The organism is Georgenia sp. Z1491 (assembly GCF_049856175.1).
In the GTDB taxonomy this organism is placed as follows: domain Bacteria; phylum Actinomycetota; class Actinomycetes; order Actinomycetales; family Actinomycetaceae; genus JB111.
Window position 1 is genome coordinate 1 of sequence record NZ_JBNDNA010000026.1, and the last position, 14,839, is coordinate 14,839.

General features: G+C 69.9%; 17 protein-coding genes and 1 tRNA gene. 5 read left to right on the top strand and 13 right to left on the bottom strand.

From position 1 onward, the window contains the following. Positions 1-126: 126 nt before the first annotated feature. Complete coding sequence (locus ACPYO4_RS15865; protein WP_425710225.1) at positions 127-990, top strand: hypothetical protein; 864 nt, start codon at positions 127-129, stop codon at positions 988-990. Positions 991-1,198: 208 nt separating this feature from the next. On the opposite strand, the gene ACPYO4_RS15870 is transcribed toward ACPYO4_RS15865, so the two are convergent. The 3 genes from ACPYO4_RS15870 to aceE form a co-directional block, all read right to left on the bottom strand. After that, the gene (locus tag ACPYO4_RS15870) at positions 1,199-1,816 is read right to left on the bottom strand and encodes a hypothetical protein (RefSeq protein WP_425710226.1); all 618 of its coding nucleotides are present in this window, start codon (positions 1,814-1,816) and stop codon (positions 1,199-1,201) included. A gap of 105 nt (positions 1,817-1,921) precedes the next feature. Further along, positions 1,922-2,269, bottom strand: a complete 348-nt coding sequence (locus ACPYO4_RS15875; RefSeq protein WP_425710227.1) for a TlpA family protein disulfide reductase — start codon at positions 2,267-2,269, stop codon at positions 1,922-1,924. A gap of 482 nt (positions 2,270-2,751) precedes the next feature. Next, positions 2,752-5,493, bottom strand: a complete 2,742-nt coding sequence (gene aceE, locus ACPYO4_RS15880) for a pyruvate dehydrogenase (acetyl-transferring), homodimeric type (RefSeq protein ID WP_425710228.1) — start codon at positions 5,491-5,493, stop codon at positions 2,752-2,754. A gap of 230 nt (positions 5,494-5,723) precedes the next feature. Between aceE and ACPYO4_RS15885 the strand changes: the two genes are divergently transcribed. After that, positions 5,724-6,140 carry a DUF3052 domain-containing protein gene (locus ACPYO4_RS15885; RefSeq protein ID WP_425710229.1) on the top strand — a complete coding sequence of 139 codons (417 nt, stop codon included), beginning with the start codon at positions 5,724-5,726 and terminating at the stop codon, positions 6,138-6,140. Between the two features lie 96 nt (positions 6,141-6,236). On the opposite strand, the gene ACPYO4_RS15890 is transcribed toward ACPYO4_RS15885, so the two are convergent. The 4 genes from ACPYO4_RS15890 to ACPYO4_RS15905 all read right to left on the bottom strand — a co-directional run bounded on the left by ACPYO4_RS15890 (position 6,237) and on the right by ACPYO4_RS15905 (position 9,396). Next, positions 6,237-6,473 carry a biotin/lipoyl-containing protein gene (locus tag ACPYO4_RS15890; RefSeq protein WP_425710230.1) on the bottom strand — a complete coding sequence of 79 codons (237 nt, stop codon included), beginning with the start codon at positions 6,471-6,473 and terminating at the stop codon, positions 6,237-6,239. After that, positions 6,470-7,504 (bottom strand): alpha-ketoacid dehydrogenase subunit beta, encoded by a 1,035-nt coding sequence (locus ACPYO4_RS15895; protein ID WP_425710231.1) that lies wholly within the window; start codon positions 7,502-7,504, stop codon positions 6,470-6,472. Before ACPYO4_RS15895 ends, ACPYO4_RS15890 begins: the two co-directional genes overlap by 4 nt. Continuing rightward, positions 7,501-8,550, bottom strand: a complete 1,050-nt coding sequence (locus ACPYO4_RS15900) for a thiamine pyrophosphate-dependent dehydrogenase E1 component subunit alpha (RefSeq protein WP_425710232.1) — start codon at positions 8,548-8,550, stop codon at positions 7,501-7,503. The genes ACPYO4_RS15895 and ACPYO4_RS15900 overlap by 4 nt, the downstream gene beginning before the upstream one ends. Positions 8,551-8,679: 129 nt before the next feature. Next, positions 8,680-9,396, bottom strand: a complete 717-nt coding sequence (locus ACPYO4_RS15905; protein WP_425710233.1) for an IclR family transcriptional regulator — start codon at positions 9,394-9,396, stop codon at positions 8,680-8,682. A gap of 50 nt (positions 9,397-9,446) precedes the next feature. On the opposite strand from ACPYO4_RS15905, the gene ACPYO4_RS15910 reads away from it, so the two are divergent. After that, a tRNA-Val gene (locus ACPYO4_RS15910) sits at positions 9,447-9,520 on the top strand. 39 nt (positions 9,521-9,559) lie between these two features. Here the strand turns inward: ACPYO4_RS15910 and ACPYO4_RS15915 are convergent. From ACPYO4_RS15915 to ACPYO4_RS15935, 5 genes are all read right to left on the bottom strand, one after another. Then, the gene (locus tag ACPYO4_RS15915; protein ID WP_425710234.1) at positions 9,560-9,724 is read right to left on the bottom strand and encodes an SDR family oxidoreductase; all 165 of its coding nucleotides are present in this window, start codon (positions 9,722-9,724) and stop codon (positions 9,560-9,562) included. A gap of 240 nt (positions 9,725-9,964) precedes the next feature. Then, positions 9,965-10,531, bottom strand: coding sequence for a hypothetical protein (locus tag ACPYO4_RS15920; protein WP_425710235.1), 567 nt, complete (start codon positions 10,529-10,531; stop codon positions 9,965-9,967). Between the two features lie 105 nt (positions 10,532-10,636). Further along, positions 10,637-11,056 (bottom strand): hypothetical protein, encoded by a 420-nt coding sequence (locus tag ACPYO4_RS15925; protein WP_425710236.1) that lies wholly within the window; start codon positions 11,054-11,056, stop codon positions 10,637-10,639. Between the two features lie 133 nt (positions 11,057-11,189). Further along, positions 11,190-11,795, bottom strand: a complete 606-nt coding sequence (locus tag ACPYO4_RS15930) for a hypothetical protein (RefSeq protein ID WP_425710237.1) — start codon at positions 11,793-11,795, stop codon at positions 11,190-11,192. Further along, positions 11,792-12,019 (bottom strand): SDR family oxidoreductase, encoded by a 228-nt coding sequence (locus ACPYO4_RS15935; RefSeq protein ID WP_425710238.1) that lies wholly within the window; start codon positions 12,017-12,019, stop codon positions 11,792-11,794. Before ACPYO4_RS15935 ends, ACPYO4_RS15930 begins: the two co-directional genes overlap by 4 nt. A 302-nt stretch (positions 12,020-12,321) precedes the next feature. On the opposite strand from ACPYO4_RS15935, the gene ACPYO4_RS15940 reads away from it, so the two are divergent. Further along, positions 12,322-13,551, top strand: a complete 1,230-nt coding sequence (locus tag ACPYO4_RS15940; RefSeq protein ID WP_425710239.1) for an MFS transporter — start codon at positions 12,322-12,324, stop codon at positions 13,549-13,551. Further along, positions 13,551-13,871 carry a MerR family transcriptional regulator gene (locus ACPYO4_RS15945; RefSeq protein ID WP_425710240.1) on the top strand — a complete coding sequence of 107 codons (321 nt, stop codon included), beginning with the start codon at positions 13,551-13,553 and terminating at the stop codon, positions 13,869-13,871. The genes ACPYO4_RS15940 and ACPYO4_RS15945 overlap by 1 nt, the downstream gene beginning before the upstream one ends. On the opposite strand, the gene ACPYO4_RS15950 is transcribed toward ACPYO4_RS15945, so the two are convergent. Further along, positions 13,841-14,839: IS256 family transposase (locus ACPYO4_RS15950; protein ID WP_425709122.1), on the bottom strand; the 999-nt coding region annotated here is incomplete at its 5' end. The two genes, ACPYO4_RS15945 and ACPYO4_RS15950, sit on opposite strands and share 31 nt — an antisense overlap.

The following is a 14,839-nucleotide window of genomic DNA, read 5'->3' on the forward strand; positions in this document are numbered from 1 at the left end:
CGAAGCAGTGGAGGAAGCACCCTTCATCATGCATATCGTTCTCCGACATCACGACGGAGAGTGGCAGTTCGTTGCTGGAGCATATGAAGCTAGTTCGGACGAGACCGCGTCATGAGGAGGTACACCGTGACGCTGGGCAGTCTCACCACCGTTCTAGCATTGATATGGGTTACACCCGTGGCTAGTGCTGACGATGGAGAGCACGGCGGAATCGGTACCGGAATCTCTGACGAGGGTGTGGATGTCGCCGCGTCCGAGCAGCTGGCATCGGCCCGCGGCACGACCAACAGTGAAGTCGCGGAGAGCGGGCATGCCACCGATCGCGGACACGGCGCCCCTGCCGAAGCCCAGCGCGCGTTCGTTGCGCTCGGTCTCGGCAAGGGCAACCCGGGGTTCTACGGCTCGCAGATCGGGCAGTGCACGAGCGTGATGGAGCAGGGGACAGGCTCGACGTGCGCACTCGAGGCGCCCTGGTCGGTCTCCCGTCCGCAGGCCGACGTGCCTGCCGCACCCGGGGAGGACCCCGTCGTCGTGACGGTGTCCCGGTCCGAGGCGGCGAGTCTGCTGGTCAACACGGGGGAGGCGATGATGGACGGTCGGTGGCAGTTGGCGAACATGCCCGTCCTGCTCTGGACCACGGCGGCCGAGCACACCGTGTCCACCGAGCTTCTCGGACAACAGGTGGATGTGCGGTTCACGCCGGCCGAGCACGTGTGGGACCCGATGGACGGCAGCGCACCGTTCTCCAGCGGGGACGATCCGGGCGCCCCGTATCCCGCGCACACGGTGTCCTATCCGTACTCCGACGGCCATGAGGCGATTCATGTCGAGCTCACCACCGTCTGGGAGGCCGAGTTCCAGGTGGGTGGGACGGGCGTGTGGGAGCCGATCGACGGAACGATCCCGATCACCACCCGCACGGAGGACTTCGAGGTACGTGAGCGCCAGGTGCGTCTCGTGCCCGAGTGCGCCGTCCACGGCCGCTGCTGACCCCATCCCGGTCAGGGGCCCCATCGGGTAGTTCATCGCCTGCAGCGATCGAGCAGGGGGCCGGAGTCGCGGTCGTGCGCCTCCTCGAGCTTACGAGCTCTCGATCTTCGCGAGCTCGGCAGGCGCTACGTCAGGGACGGGGTGCGTCGTCGTCGACGATCGGGCCGGACGTCTGACGGACGCCGTAACGCTCACCGCATTGCCGGCACTACCCCCACGACTGGCGCAGCGAACGTGCGCGACGGGTATGGCGGACCTGTACGACGATGCCGACAACGGCCAGCACGAACTGACCGACGTACCACAGCGGTTCGTCGACGACAGCGACCCGGGTGTCGACGTAGTGGTCGAGGTCGACGTTGCCGAGCAGCAGCAGGAGACCGCCGACGGCGGCGCTCGCACCGGCCAGCGCACTGATGACGACGAGCACCAGGTCGGGCATGTCTGTGACGGCCGCGAGCAGGCCCAGTACGACGCCGCTGACCACGCCCACTGCCATGATCACCCACGGCTCGGAGACGCCCAGAGCCCCGGCGACGGTCCGGCCGAGCACGAATCCCATCGAGGCGAACCCCAGCACGACGGCGATCGAGAAGAAGACGAAGGCCAACCAGGAGAAGACCAGAGCGAGGACGACCGCTGCCATCCAGCCGGCCGTGCTCGCGAGGTACCCCTCGCCGGTCACCTCGGCAACCACCACCATGCCGAGCCCGAACCCGACCAGCGCGCCCCACAGGGCGAGCAGGACGCGCATAGCCCCGCGCCCGCGGAAGCACAGCAGCAGCCCGATGACAAGGGCGAGCACACCTACGACGACGTCACTCACACGGCTCTCCGTCCCTCTCGCGGTCGGGTCGGCCGCCCGGCGTACGGGCTGCCACCCCAGTGTCTCGCGCGCAAGCCCGCCCGTGTGGCAGGACCGGCGTGGTAGCTACCCGCGTGCGGGAACGAGCCGGTCGAGCAGCTCGCGCACACCCGCGAGCCTCGGCGCATCCTCCTGGCGGGCGAGCACCGCGCCGTCGGGGTCGAGGAGGAAGAACGTCGGGGTCCGGGTGACGCCGAGAGCCTCGCCGAGCTCGAGGTGCCGGGTGATCTCCAGCTCGACGTGCCGCACGCCGGGCTCCTTGCCGGCGACCCAGGCGAGCAGTCCGCGCGTCGACCGGCAGGGCGCACAGAAGTTCGACGAGAACTGCACCAGGGTGGCACGCCCGCCCAGCGGTCCACGGATGCCGAGCTCCTCGGCAGTGAGAACAGGTGCCCTGCCCGGTGACGTGCTCATGCGATGACGTGCTCCTTGTCGAGGGGCGCGGGGTGTGGATCGCGCTCCGCCTGGTTCAACGTCAGATTCAACCGTCGCGGACGCGCAGAATTCCGCGTCACGACCGGCCCCACCCGACCGCTGGGCAGCTGCTCAGACCACCTGGCCGGAACGTCACCACGCCCCGGGATCCGATCGCCGGATCGGCCGGCCGACCGCTCCGGCCACGGCAGTCGCGCACGGGGCCGGAATTACTGCTCGAGAGGTGCCAGCAGGCATCACCAGGTCGCACCACCGCTCCCACAGCGAGCGCGGTTCGACCGACCGCACTCTCGACCAGCGCCAACCGCACGCTCGATGACCGGAAACCGCACGCTCGACGACCGGAAACCGCACGCTCGACGACCGGAAACCGCACGCTCGACGAAGGGGGTGCGCAACGACGGGAGGGGCTCCCGGCCAGGTCGGCCGGGCGCCCCTCCCGTTGGTGTGCTGAGCGTGCGTCAGGAGTCGCCGCCGGCGGTGCCGGACTGGCCGGCCCGCGGGTTGAGCAGGTCGTACTTCTCGATCGCCTCGCGCACCACGGAGCCGTCCATCGACCCCTGCTTGACGAGGGCCTGCAGCGCCTTGACCACCATCGAGTGGGAGTCGATGAGGAACTGCCGGCGCGCGGCCGGCCGGGTGTCGGAGTAGCCGAAGCCGTCCGCCCCGAGCGTGTGGTAGTCGCCGGGCACCCACTGGCGGATCGAGTCCTGCACCTGGTGCTCGTAGTCCGAGGTGGCCACGAACGGGCCCCCGGCGTCCTCGAGCTTGGTGGTCAGGTACGCGACCTTCTGGTCCTCGGGGTTGAGGAAGTTGTGCTTCTCGACCTCGAGGGCCTCGCGGCGCAGCTCGTACCAGCTCGTCACGGACCAGACGCCGGCGCGCACGCCCCAGTCCTCGGCGAGGATCTCCTTGGCGTGCAGCGCCCACGGCACGCCAACGCCGGAGGCGAGCAGCTGGACCCAGGGCCCGTCACCCTCGGCCGGCGAGACCCGGTGGATGCCCTTGAGGATGCCCTCCACGTCGACGTCGTCGGGCTCGGCCGGCTGGACGAGCGGCTCGTTGTACACCGTGAGGTAGTACAGGACGTTCGGGTCGCGCTCGTCCTCGCCGTACATGCGGGTCAGGCCGTCGCGGACGATGTGCCGGATCTCGTAGCCGTACGCGGGGTCGTAGTGCACGAACGCGGGGTTGGTCGACGCCAGCACGGGGGAGTGCCCGTCCATGTGCTGGGTGCCCTCGCCGGCGAGCGTCGTCCGGCCCGCGGTGGCGCCGATGACGAAGCCCCGGGCCAGCTGGTCGCCCGCGGCCCAGAACTGGTCACCGGTGCGCTGGAAGCCGAACATCGAGTAGAAGATGTAGACCGGGATCATCGGCACGCCGTGCGTCGCGTGCGAGGTGCCCACGGCCTGCAGCAGCGACGCCGAGCCGGCCTCGTTGATGCCCGTGTGCATGATCTGGCCCTGCTCGGACTCCTTGTAGGAGAGCATGAGCTCGGCGTCGACCGGCGTGTAGTTCTGACCGGAGGTGTTGAAGATCTTCGCCGTCGGGAAGATCGAGTCCAGGCCGAACGTGCGGGCCTCGTCCGGGATGATCGGGACGATGTGGCGGCCCAAGCCCTTGTCCTTGATGAGCTCCTTGAGCAGCCGGACGAACGCCATCGTCGTGGCGACCTCCTGCTTGCCCGAGCCCTTGGCGAGAACCTCGAACGGCTTGTCCCCGGGCATCTCCAGGGAGGGCTCCGGCTCCCGGCGCTCCGGGACGAACCCGCCGAGCTCGCGCCTGCGCTCGAGCATGTACTGCAGCGTCGGGTCGTCCTCGTCGGGGCGGTAGTACGGCGCGTCGTACGGGTCCTCGAGCTGCTCGTCGCTGATCGGGATCTTCACCGAGTCGCGCAGCATCTTCAGGTCCGCGACCTGCATCTTCTTCATCTGGTGCGTGGCGTTGCGACCGGCGAAGTGCGGGCCGAGGCCGTAGCCCTTGACCGTGTGCGCGAGGATCACCGTCGGCTGGCCGGTGTGCTTCGTGGCGGCCGTGTAGGCGGCGAAGATCTTGCGGTAGTCGTGCCCGCCGCGCTTGAGCGCCCAGATCTCGTCGTCCGTCATGTCCTTCACCAGCGCCTTGGTGCGCGGGTCACGGCCGAAGAAGTGCTCGCGGACGTACGCGCCGTCGTTCGCCTTGAAGGTCTGGTAGTCGCCGTCGTTGGTCGAGTCCATGAGGTTGACCAGCGCGCGGTCCTTGTCGGCCTGCAGCAGAGCGTCCCACTCGCGGCCCCACACGACCTTGATGACGTTCCAGCCGGCGCCGCGGAAGAACGACTCGAGCTCGCGGATGATCTGGCTGTTGCCGCGCACCGGTCCGTCGAGGCGCTGCAGGTTGCAGTTGACGACGAACGTGAGGTTGTCCAGGCCCTGGTGGGCGGCGAGCTGGAGCATGCCGCGCGACTCGGGCTCGTCCATCTCTCCGTCGCCGAGGAACGCCCACACCCGCTGGTCGGAGGTGTCCTTGATGCCGCGCTCGGCCAGGTAGCGGTTGAACCACGCCTGGTAGATCGCACCGGAGGGGCCCAGGCCCATCGAGACCGTGGGGAACTCCCAGAAGTCCGGCATCTGGTGCGGGTGCGGGTAGCTGGGCAGACCCCGGCCGTCCTCACGGTGGCTGTACTCCTGGCGGAAGCCGTCCATGTCGGCCTCGGTCAGGCGACCCTCGACGTAGGCGCGGGCGTAGTTGCCCGGCGAGGCGTGGCCCTGCCAGAAGATCTGGTCGCCGCCGCCCGGGTGGTCCTTGCCCCGGAAGAAGTGGTTGAGGCCCACCTCGTAGAGGGTCGCCACGGACGCGTAGGAGGACAGGTGGCCGCCGACGGCGACGTCCGGCTTCTGCGCCCGCGCCACCATGACGGCGGCGTTCCAGCGGATCCAGCCGCGGTAGGTGCGCTCGACGTGCTCGTCGCCGGGGAAGTACGGCTCGTCCTCGACGCCGATGGTGTTGACGTGCGGCGTGGTGAGGTTGCCGGGGACGGCGATGTCGCGACGCCGGGCGTGGCGCAGCAGGTTGAGCAGGATGTAGCGGGCGCGGGGTCCCCCGCGGTCGTCGATGAGGCCGTCCAGGGACTCGAGCCATTCGGCGGTCTCGTCCTTGTCGATGTCCGGTACCTGGCTCAGCAGGCCGTCGATCAGCGGCCGTCCGTGATCAGTGGCAGTCACGTCATCTCACTTCCCGGGTGTGTGCGCCGAGGCCTCCGGCGCCTGCATATGGGCCACACCATCGTAGGCCGCCCCGTGTGGGCGGGCCCAACTTCCCGCCTGTACCCGATGAGGTGAGATGCCCGATACCGTGCGGGGTGACGTCGCGCGCTCGCGGGGCGTCCGCAGCGACCTCCGGGACCCCGGGGGCGCATCGTTCGGGCGTCAGCCCGGGGAGGAGTAGTCGGGCTGTGCACGCCAGTGCGTACGAGGCAGTCGCCGGAGCGTTCGCGCCCGGCCAGGTCGTCCAGGAGTTCTGGTGGGACGAGGACGCCGACGACGGCCTGCGGGAGGCCGTCGAGAAGCACACGGGCACCGAGCTCGTCGACGAGAACCACTCCGACGTGTGCGACGGCGCCATCATCTGGTGGCGCAGGTCGGACACCGAGGAGGGGGACCTGACCGACCTGCTCGTCGACGCCCAGGCCAACCTCGACGACGGCGGCACCATCTGGGTGCTCACGCCCAAGCCGACCTCGCCGGAGCACGTGGGCCCGGCCGAGATCTCCGAGGCCGCCCAGATCGCCGGCATGAACGCGACGTCCGCCGTCGCGGCGGGGAGCGAGTGGTCGGGCACCCGGGTGGTCTCCCGGTCCCGCGGGAAGTAGCGCCCGGGGCGGGGACGGCCCCCGGAACGGCGACGCCCCCGGGGCTGGGACGGCCCCGGCGTGGCAGCTCCTCGAGGCGGGTGTTCGTCGAGCTGGTTATCCCTCGATCCGACCGATGACGTCGCCCTGGTGGACGGCGGCGTCCTCCTCGGCGACGACGCGCAGAACCCCTGCGGCCGGCGCGGTGACCTCGACCGAGACCTTGGCCACCTGCACCTCGGCGATCAACTGCCCCTCGGCGACCTGCTCGCCGTCGGAGGAGTACCACGTGGCGACCACACCCTCGGCGCTGGGGTCGTCCTCGTCGACCCGGGGGAAGAGCACCTCCCTCATGCCACGACCCTGCGGATCGCGTCCTCGATGCGCGCGTGCAGGGGGAGCACCGCGTACTCGAGGTCGTGGGCGTAGGGGATGGGGATGTCCGGCATCGTCACGCGCTGCACCGGCGCCGTCAGGAGCCGCGGGTCCTCGTCGGTGATCGTCGCCGAGACCTCGCCCGAGAGCCCGAACGAGAGGTAGTCCTCGTCGACGACGACGAGCCGCCCCGTCCTCCCGACCGAGGCGAGGATCGCCTCGCGGTCCAGCGGTACGAGCGAGCGCAGGTCGAGCACCTCGGCGCTGATCCCCTCGCCCTCGAGCTTCTCCGCGACGTCGAGGGCGTGGTGGACCGACAGTGACAGGGTGACGACGGTGACGTCGCTGCCCTCCTTGACGACGTTCGCCCGTCCGATCGGCACGAGGTGCTCGCCGGCGGGGACGTCGCCGATCGACCGGGAGTTCTTCTTCATCCAGGGCAGGCCCATGATTCCCTTGTGGTACATGAAGACCACGGGGTCGTCGTCGCGGATGGCCGACGTCATCAGACCCTTGGCGTCGGCGGGGGTCGAGGGGACGACGACCTTCATGCCCGGCAGGTGGGCGAACGTGCCCCACAGGCACTGGGAGTGCTGGCCTCCGTCGGAGTAGCCGCCGCCGACGGCCGTCGCCAGCACCATCGGCACGGAGACGTGGCCGCCCGAGAAGTACCGGATCTTGGCCATGTGGTTGTAGATCTGGTCGAGGCAGACGCCCATGAAGTCGGCGAACATCAGCTCGACGATCGGCCGCATCCCCTCGGTCGCCGCCCCGATGCCGAGACCGATGAACGCGGTCTCGGAGATGGGGGTGTCGATGATGCGGTCGGGGCCGAACCGGTCGAGGAGCCCGGTGGTGGAGGAGAAGATGCCGCCGTAGGAGCCGACGTCCTCCCCGAGGTAGACCACCGTGTCGTCGCGGTCCATCTCCTGCGCGACGGCCTCGACCATCGCCTTGGACGTGTTGAGCCGGCGGGTGGTGGCGGGCTGGGTGGTGTCGGTGGCGGTCATGACTGCTCCTCGGCGAAGACGTACCGGTGGACCTCGGCCGGGTCCGGGATCGGACTGTCCTTGGCGAACGTGACGGCATCCTCGACCTGCTCGCTCGCCCGGGCGCGGATGCTCTCCTCCGTGGCGTCGTCCAGGACGCCGGCGCCCCGCAGCCGCTCGGCATAGCGGGGGATCGGGTCGAGGTCGGCGACCGAGGCGAGCTCGGGGCGGTAGCCCTGGGCGTCGCCCTCGAAGTGGCCCCACATGCGCACGGTGGCGACCTCGATGAGGCTCGGCCCGTCTCCGGCGCGGGCGCGGGCGACAGCGGTCTCGGCCGCTGCGTGCACCGCGTCGACGTCGTTGTCCTCCACTCGTACCCCGGGAATGCCGTACCCGGCGGCGCGCTCGGCGTTCGACGCGACGGACGTCGATGCCGTGCGGGGCACGGAGATGCCCCACTCGTTGTCCTCGACGACGAAGACGACCGGGAGCTGCCAGAGCGCGGCGAGGTTGAGCGACTCGTGGAAGGCACCCTGGTTGGCGGCGCCCTCCCCGGTGACGGCCACCGCGATGCCGCCGGTGCCCTTCCGCCGGAACGCGAAGGCGGCTCCGAGCGCCGGCGGGTACCCCTCGGCGATGATCCCGGAGCAGGAGAAGTGCACCGCCGGGTCGAACAGATGCATGTGGCCGCCACGGCCGCGTCCCAGGCCGGTCTCCCGGCCGAAGATCTCCGCCGTCATCCTCCTCAGGTCCACGCCGTGGGCGACCGCGAAATGGTGGGGCCGGTGGGGTGCCGTCACGGCGTCGTCGGACGTGAGGTGCGCACAGATGCCGGCGGCGACCGGCTCCTGTCCGGCCGAGAGGTGCATCTCGCCGGGGATCTGCCCCTTGCCGATGTCGAAGCCGGGGCCCTTGTCCACGTGGTACTCCCGCAGGATCGCCTCCTCGTAGGTGCGGGAGCGGACCATCGTCTCGAACAGCTCGAGGCGGACCTCGTCGGGCGGTGGGGCCGCGGCCGGTGGTTCGTCCGTCGTCGGCTGCGGGGGTGGGTTCGTCGTCGTCGACATGTGTGCCTCCGTTGGCTCGTGTGCCGTTGGTGCCCACCATCGGCCTGGCCCGGGCGCGTCGCAACGCCGAGTTTTCAGTTGGTGATAATCCGCGGGCCGCGGCGCGGTGGAGGTCCGGACCGAGCAGGATCAGGAGGGTGCGAGGGCGACGAGGCCCGCCGTGCGGTGCAGCTCGTCGATGCGCGCGAGCACCTGCTCGGCGCGCCCCGCGGGGACTGACACCGCGACCGCCTGCGCGCGACCGGGCACCTGCACGGCCACACACACGACACCGAGCAGGTACTCCTCCCGGTCGACGGCGAACGGCACCTGCCGCCCGATCTGCGCCATGAACGCCCTCGGGGAGGTGAGGGTGTGCGGAGTGAGATCGGCGAAGGTGTGCCGCGCGACGAACTCGCGCCGGTCGTCGTCGGGCAACGACGTGAGCAGGGCCTTGCCGAGGGCGGTGGCGTGCGCGGCCTCGTCGAACGCCACCCACATGTCGATGCGTGGCGCCTCGGGCGAGTCGACGACCTCGGTGAGCAGGGCCTCGCCATCCGCGTACGTCGAGAGATAGGCGGCCGCGTGCAAGGCGTCGTGCAGCCCGCGCAGCACGCGCCGTACACGGTGGGGCTCCGCCCCGCGGCCGAGCGCCGCCGCCTGGTCGCCGAGCGCGTAGCCCTCGTTCGTGTGCTCGACGTAGCCCTCGTGCACGAGCGTGCGCAGCAGGTGGTAGGCCGTCGGCAGCGGGATCCCGACGGCGCGGGCCAGCTTCTTGGCGGGCTGGGGCGACCGGGCGTCCCCGAGCGCGTCGAGCAGGTGCGTCGCGCGGACGACCGAGTTGATGAGTGTCGGCTTCGTCGCCATCTCGCCTCCACTGCCAGGGTAGCGCCGCGGCGCCGGTTAGGCTTCGGCGCGGGCCCGTAGCTCAGCTGGTCAGAGCGCCGCGTTTACACCGCGTAGGTCGCCGGTTCGAACCCGGCCGGGCCCACTCGTCGAGGGTCGACCTGCGTCGCCCGGGATCCCCCTCTCACCGCGTGGTGTGGGCGCCGCCGTTGACGTGCATGTGCTGTCCGGTGAGGTGGCGCGCCCCGTCGGACGCCAGGAAGGTGACGAGGGACGCGACCTCCTCGGGGTGGCCGGCGCGCTTGTCGTAGGTCCGTTCGACCAGGGCGGTGCGACGCTCGTCGCTCATCTGCCCTCCGAACAGGTCGGTGCCGTCGTCTCGCCGGGCGTCGTCGACAGTGTCCTCGCTGCGGATGACGCCGCGACCGCGGGCCTGACGCTCGACGAGCTCGACCAGCTGGAGGACCTGCTGTCGAGACTCGTGCCGTGAACGTACGCAGTCGACCGTCCTATCGGCGCCGTCGGGCGGCGCGTACCGGACGACAAGGTGTGCGGCCGACCGAGGTCCACCCGGTCCGGCGCGACTCCCTCACCCGAGCCACCAGGGTTTGAGGTCGATCAACCAGTGACTGCGCAGCGTGAGTGCACGCTCGAGCGACGCCGCGGTGCCGGCGATCAGCAGGGTGGTGTTGAGCCAGGCGGGCAACGAGATCGGCGAGGTGTAGGTGCCGACACGGTCGCCGACGACGTCCCACTGGGTCACCGCCTCGAGCAGCTGCGGCCCGAAGAGCACCAGCCCGATCAGCAGGATCACGACGGCTGCGCGCCCGATCCACCTGCTGAGGGCGGGGTGCCGATGCTCGGCCACCGCGCGCCAGTACTCCGCGCTGTGCCGGACCGGCCTCAGCGTGCGCTCCTGGCCGCCGTCGTCGGGCACCAGGTGTATCCGCCGGAGCCCGGAGGCCCCGACCGCGACCTCGAGGATGCCGCCGGGCACGGGGAAGGCGGTGGGCTGCTCGGACACCAGCTCCTGTCGACCGTCCACGTAGAAGTGGACCGTGCCGTCCCAGCTGAAGTACCTGACGTCGACGGCGTAGTCGCGTGCGACTCCGTCCTCGTCGGTGAGCTCGACCTGAAAGACCGAACGGGTCAGCATCTGCCAGGGACGGTGCGGCCTCAGCGCACTGCCGTCTCCCGGCTCGGTCCTGACCGGCCGGCGCCTGCGCCGCCGCTCCGACCACATGCCGCCCCCTCGTCGGGATCAGCCCTTCTTTCGCGAGCCCCCGGCGATGAGCGCGATGGCGATGGCCATCATCCAGGAGTCCTTGGCCAGCGACGTTCCCTCGCCGGACGGGCGCACGCCGTCGTCGGTGGTCTTGGCCGGGTCGCGGAAGTAGATGCTCAGCAGGCCGGCGGAGAAGCCGCCGAGCGCGAGTCCGGCCAGGCGGTTGGGGACGAACGGCGCCAGCAGCGCCGCTCCGACGCCGATCTCGCCGTAGCTGAGCAGCTTGGCGAACTGCGTCGGCTCCAGCGAACCCAGCTGCGGGATGCCCTTCTCGGCCTCGGCCTGCACGTAGCCGGCGGTCTCCTCGTCCATGCCGATCTTGCTGATGCCCGAGTTGAGGATGAAGGCGCCCGGGATCCCTCGGAGGGCGATGTTGGCGATTGCGTTGAAGGCCATGAGAGGTCCGATCTCCAGAGTCAGACGGGGGTGCGGTCGCTTCACACTAACCGCCTGCCCACCGGTGGCGGAGGTCGGGCCGTACCCGGCCGCACGTCGAGCAGCTCACGGGTGGGAACGCCGTGCTGGCCGATCAGCGCACGAGGTGAGCCGTCGCCGACCGTCGCCGGCGACGTGTCGCGGAGCGTCGCGACAGCGCTGTCGGCTGCGAAGCGGGGGTCGACGTCTCCCCGGCGTCGACGACCGACATGATGACCGCCGCGGTGCTGGTGAAGCCGATGGCGAGGGCGAGAAGGAGAGAAGGGACGAGGTCGCTCGGCGACGGGATCCAGCCGCCGAGGATCCACGGCAGGACCACCAGGGCAACTACGGCCAGCGAGGTGACGATCTCGTTCGCGGCGAGCGCGAGAGACCTCCTCGTCGCGCCCTTCTTCACGATTCGACGGGACGTGTCGACGGTGGCGATCACCAGCGCCGCTGCGCACACCACGCACGTGACGGTCGCCCAGACCGGCTCCGCACCGACCAGGGCGAGAGGGACGATCAGGGGCAGGCTGTACGCGATGAGCACCCACCGGGTGCCTGCCCGGATGTACCGGTCCGGCGAGCTGCCTGCGGCACCGCGGGCCCGGTGGAGCGCCGAGTCGAGGTAGAAGAACACCGCCACGATGAACGTTCCGACGAGGGTCGCTGCGATGCTCGCGAGGGCGAGCAGGAACTCGTCGGATCCGTCTATCACTGTCGGTACCTTCCCTCTCTACCGTGCTCCTCGCTGGTGGAGTTCGCTCCGTCGACCGTGATGAGCTGACCCGTGATGTACGACGCGCCCTCGCCGGCGAGGAACGCGATCGCGTACGCCACCTCGTCCGCGGTGCCGGACCTGCCGACAGGTGTGGCCGCGCCCATCGCCCGCTCATGGTCCGAGCCGGTGATGATGGCGACGCGCTGTCGTCGGGATGTCATGGCGAGACCTTCCACTGGCTGTACGACCGCGGGCGGTAGCGGACGTACGAGGGTCGGCCGACCGGTCGCTGCCGGTCATCGCCGTGCCCACAGACTTCTGCCGGCGGTGCTCCGTTCGCGTCGGTGGAAGCCACCTATGTCCGGGTCGGGCACGACCTCAGGGGTTTCTACCGACGCGAAGGCTCCGCAGCCGGTGCGAGCCTGACGAGCGCACACGGGCCGTTCGCGACCGGATCGCCGCTACGCGCTGGAACGCATACGCGGCTTGACCATGACGCGACGTCATCGTTTGGACTCGGCGCATGATTCGGATCGTCTTCTTCTACCTGGCTGCCTTCGGCACGTCGTTGCTCGGCAACTCGATCACCGCGATCGCACTCCCGCTCCTGGTCCTGTTCACCACGGGCAGTCCGATGGGGGCCGGAGCCGTTGCCATCGCGGCGGCGGTGCCGTCCGCCGTCGCCGGGCTGTTGATGGGCTCGCTCATGGACCGGATCAACCGCCGCACCGTCGCGATCCTCTCCGACGTGATCTCGGCCGTAGCGCTGGTCATCCTGCCCGTCATCGAACTCACCGTCGGACTGCACCTGGGCTGGTTCATCGCCGTGGCGGTGCTGAACTCCTTCGGTGACGTTCCCGGCATCACCGCGCGGGAGGCCATGCTCCCCGCCGTCGCCCAGGCCGCAGGGATGGACCCGTCACGGCTGATCGGCCTGCGGGAGTCCCTGGCAGGGGTCTCGCTGCTGGTCGGCCCCGCCATCGCCGGCATCCTCGTGGCCTCCCTGGAGCCCGTGGCGGTCATGTGGGTCACCTCGGGCATCGCAGCATCGGCAGCCCTGCTGACCCTCGTCATCCCCTCCCGGTCAACTCGACTTCCGCGTGCAGAGCAGGAGGATCGTGCACCGCAGGACGATTCCGAGCCCGAGGCCCCCAGGTCCGTCTTCTCCGGCCTGGTGGTCATCTTCCGCACACCGCTCCTGCGCGTCGTCGTCCTGCTGGGTCTGGCGCTGGCGGTCGTGCTCGCTGCCCTGCAAGGCATGGTGATACCGGTGCACTTCGCGTTCCAGGGTGAGGCCGGGTTCGTCGGGTTCGTGCTCAGCGCGCTGGCCGGGGGCCTGCTCGTCGGCGGCGGACTCTTTGCCTGGTTCGGCGCCAGGATCCCGCGCCGGGGGTGGTTCACCGCCGGTGTCACCGTCGTCGCCGTGGGCTTCGTCGTCGTCGGTGTTCTGGGGCCGGTGTGGTCGGTCTTCGCCGGAGCTGCGATCGTTGGCCTGGGCGGTGGCTGCATGAACGCCGTCGTCGGGCTGACGTTCGTGGAGAACGTCGTAGATGCCCAGCGCGGGAAGGTGCTGGGCGGCCAGAACGCCATCATGACCCTCGTTCCGTCGGTGGGGATCGGCATGGCTGCTGTGCTCATCGAGATCGGCACCCTGCACGTGGCCACGACGACGCTCGTCCTTGTGTGGATCGGCGCGGCCGCCGCGACCCTGCTGAGTCCGAGCATCCGCCGACTAGGGCACGCTTCACCCTGATGCGCATCTCAGAACTGGCCGAGCTCGCGGGGGTGACGGTCCGGGCCGTCCGCTACTACCACCAGATGGGCGCGCTGGAGGAGCCGCCGCGTGGGTCCAACGGATATCGGGACTACACCGCGGATCATCTGGTGGCCCTGCTGAGGATCAGCCAGCTGACGAGCTCCGGTCTGTCGCTGGCGCAGGCCGGAGTCCTGGCGGCTGAGCCCGGTTCCTCCTCCACCGAGGAGGAGCTGGACGAGGCGGCGCGGGCCCGAGCCTGTCAAGTTGTCTGTGTAAGGGGGCCGGGTCAGAGGTGGGGGTTGATTCGGTCGGGGTAGACCAGTGAGAGCTGTTGGAGGGCCGTCTTCCAGTTCGTGGTGACAGCGCCCTCGACGAGCCGGCCCGAGGCTCGTCGCTCGGCGGCGGGTCGTCCTCGTTCCTTGGCTCGCTCGCGCGCTCTTTTGTCCTCGATGTTGCAGATCGCCAGCCACAGCAGCTTCACTGCCGCGGCGTCGTTGGGGAAATGGCCCCGGTTCTTGGTGACCTTGCGGAGCTGGTAGTTCAGCGACTCGATCGCGTTGGTCGTGTAGATGACCCGCCTGAGTTCGGGCGGGAACGCCAGGAACGGGGTGAACCGCTCCCACGCGGCGCGGAACGTCTTGACCGCCGAGGGGTAGCGACGGCCGAGCTCGCTGGCCTCGAAGGCCTCCAGCACCTCCAGGGCGGCCTCAGCGCTGGGCGCCTGGTATATCGGCCGCAGCGCGGCCGTCAGAGCCTTACGGTCCTTGTAGTTCACGAACCTCGTCGCGGCCCGGATCAGGTGGACCACGCAGGTCTGCACGGTCGCCTGGGGCCAGGTCGCTTCGACGGCCTCGGGGAACCCCGTGAGCCCGTCGCAGCACACGATCAGCACGTCACGCACGCCCCTGTTGGCCAGCTCGGCGCAGACGCCGGCCCAGAACTTCGCTCCCTCGCTGGCCTGGACCCAGATACCCAGGACGTGCTTGATCCCGTCCATATCGACGCCGATGGCGAGATGGGCGGACCTGTTGCGCACGTGTCCGCCATCGCGGATCTTGACCACGATCGCGTCGAGGTAGATCACCGGATACAGCGCCTCCAACGGGCGGTGCTGCCAGGCCAGGACCTCCTCGCTGATCTGGTCCACGACCTTGGAGATCGTCTCGTAACTGATCTCGGTGCCGATCGTGGTCGCGAGGTGGTGCTCGACGTCCCGCAACGTCATCCCGCCTGCGTAGAGGCTGATGATCATGCCGTCCAGGCCATCGAGACGGCGCTGCCCCTT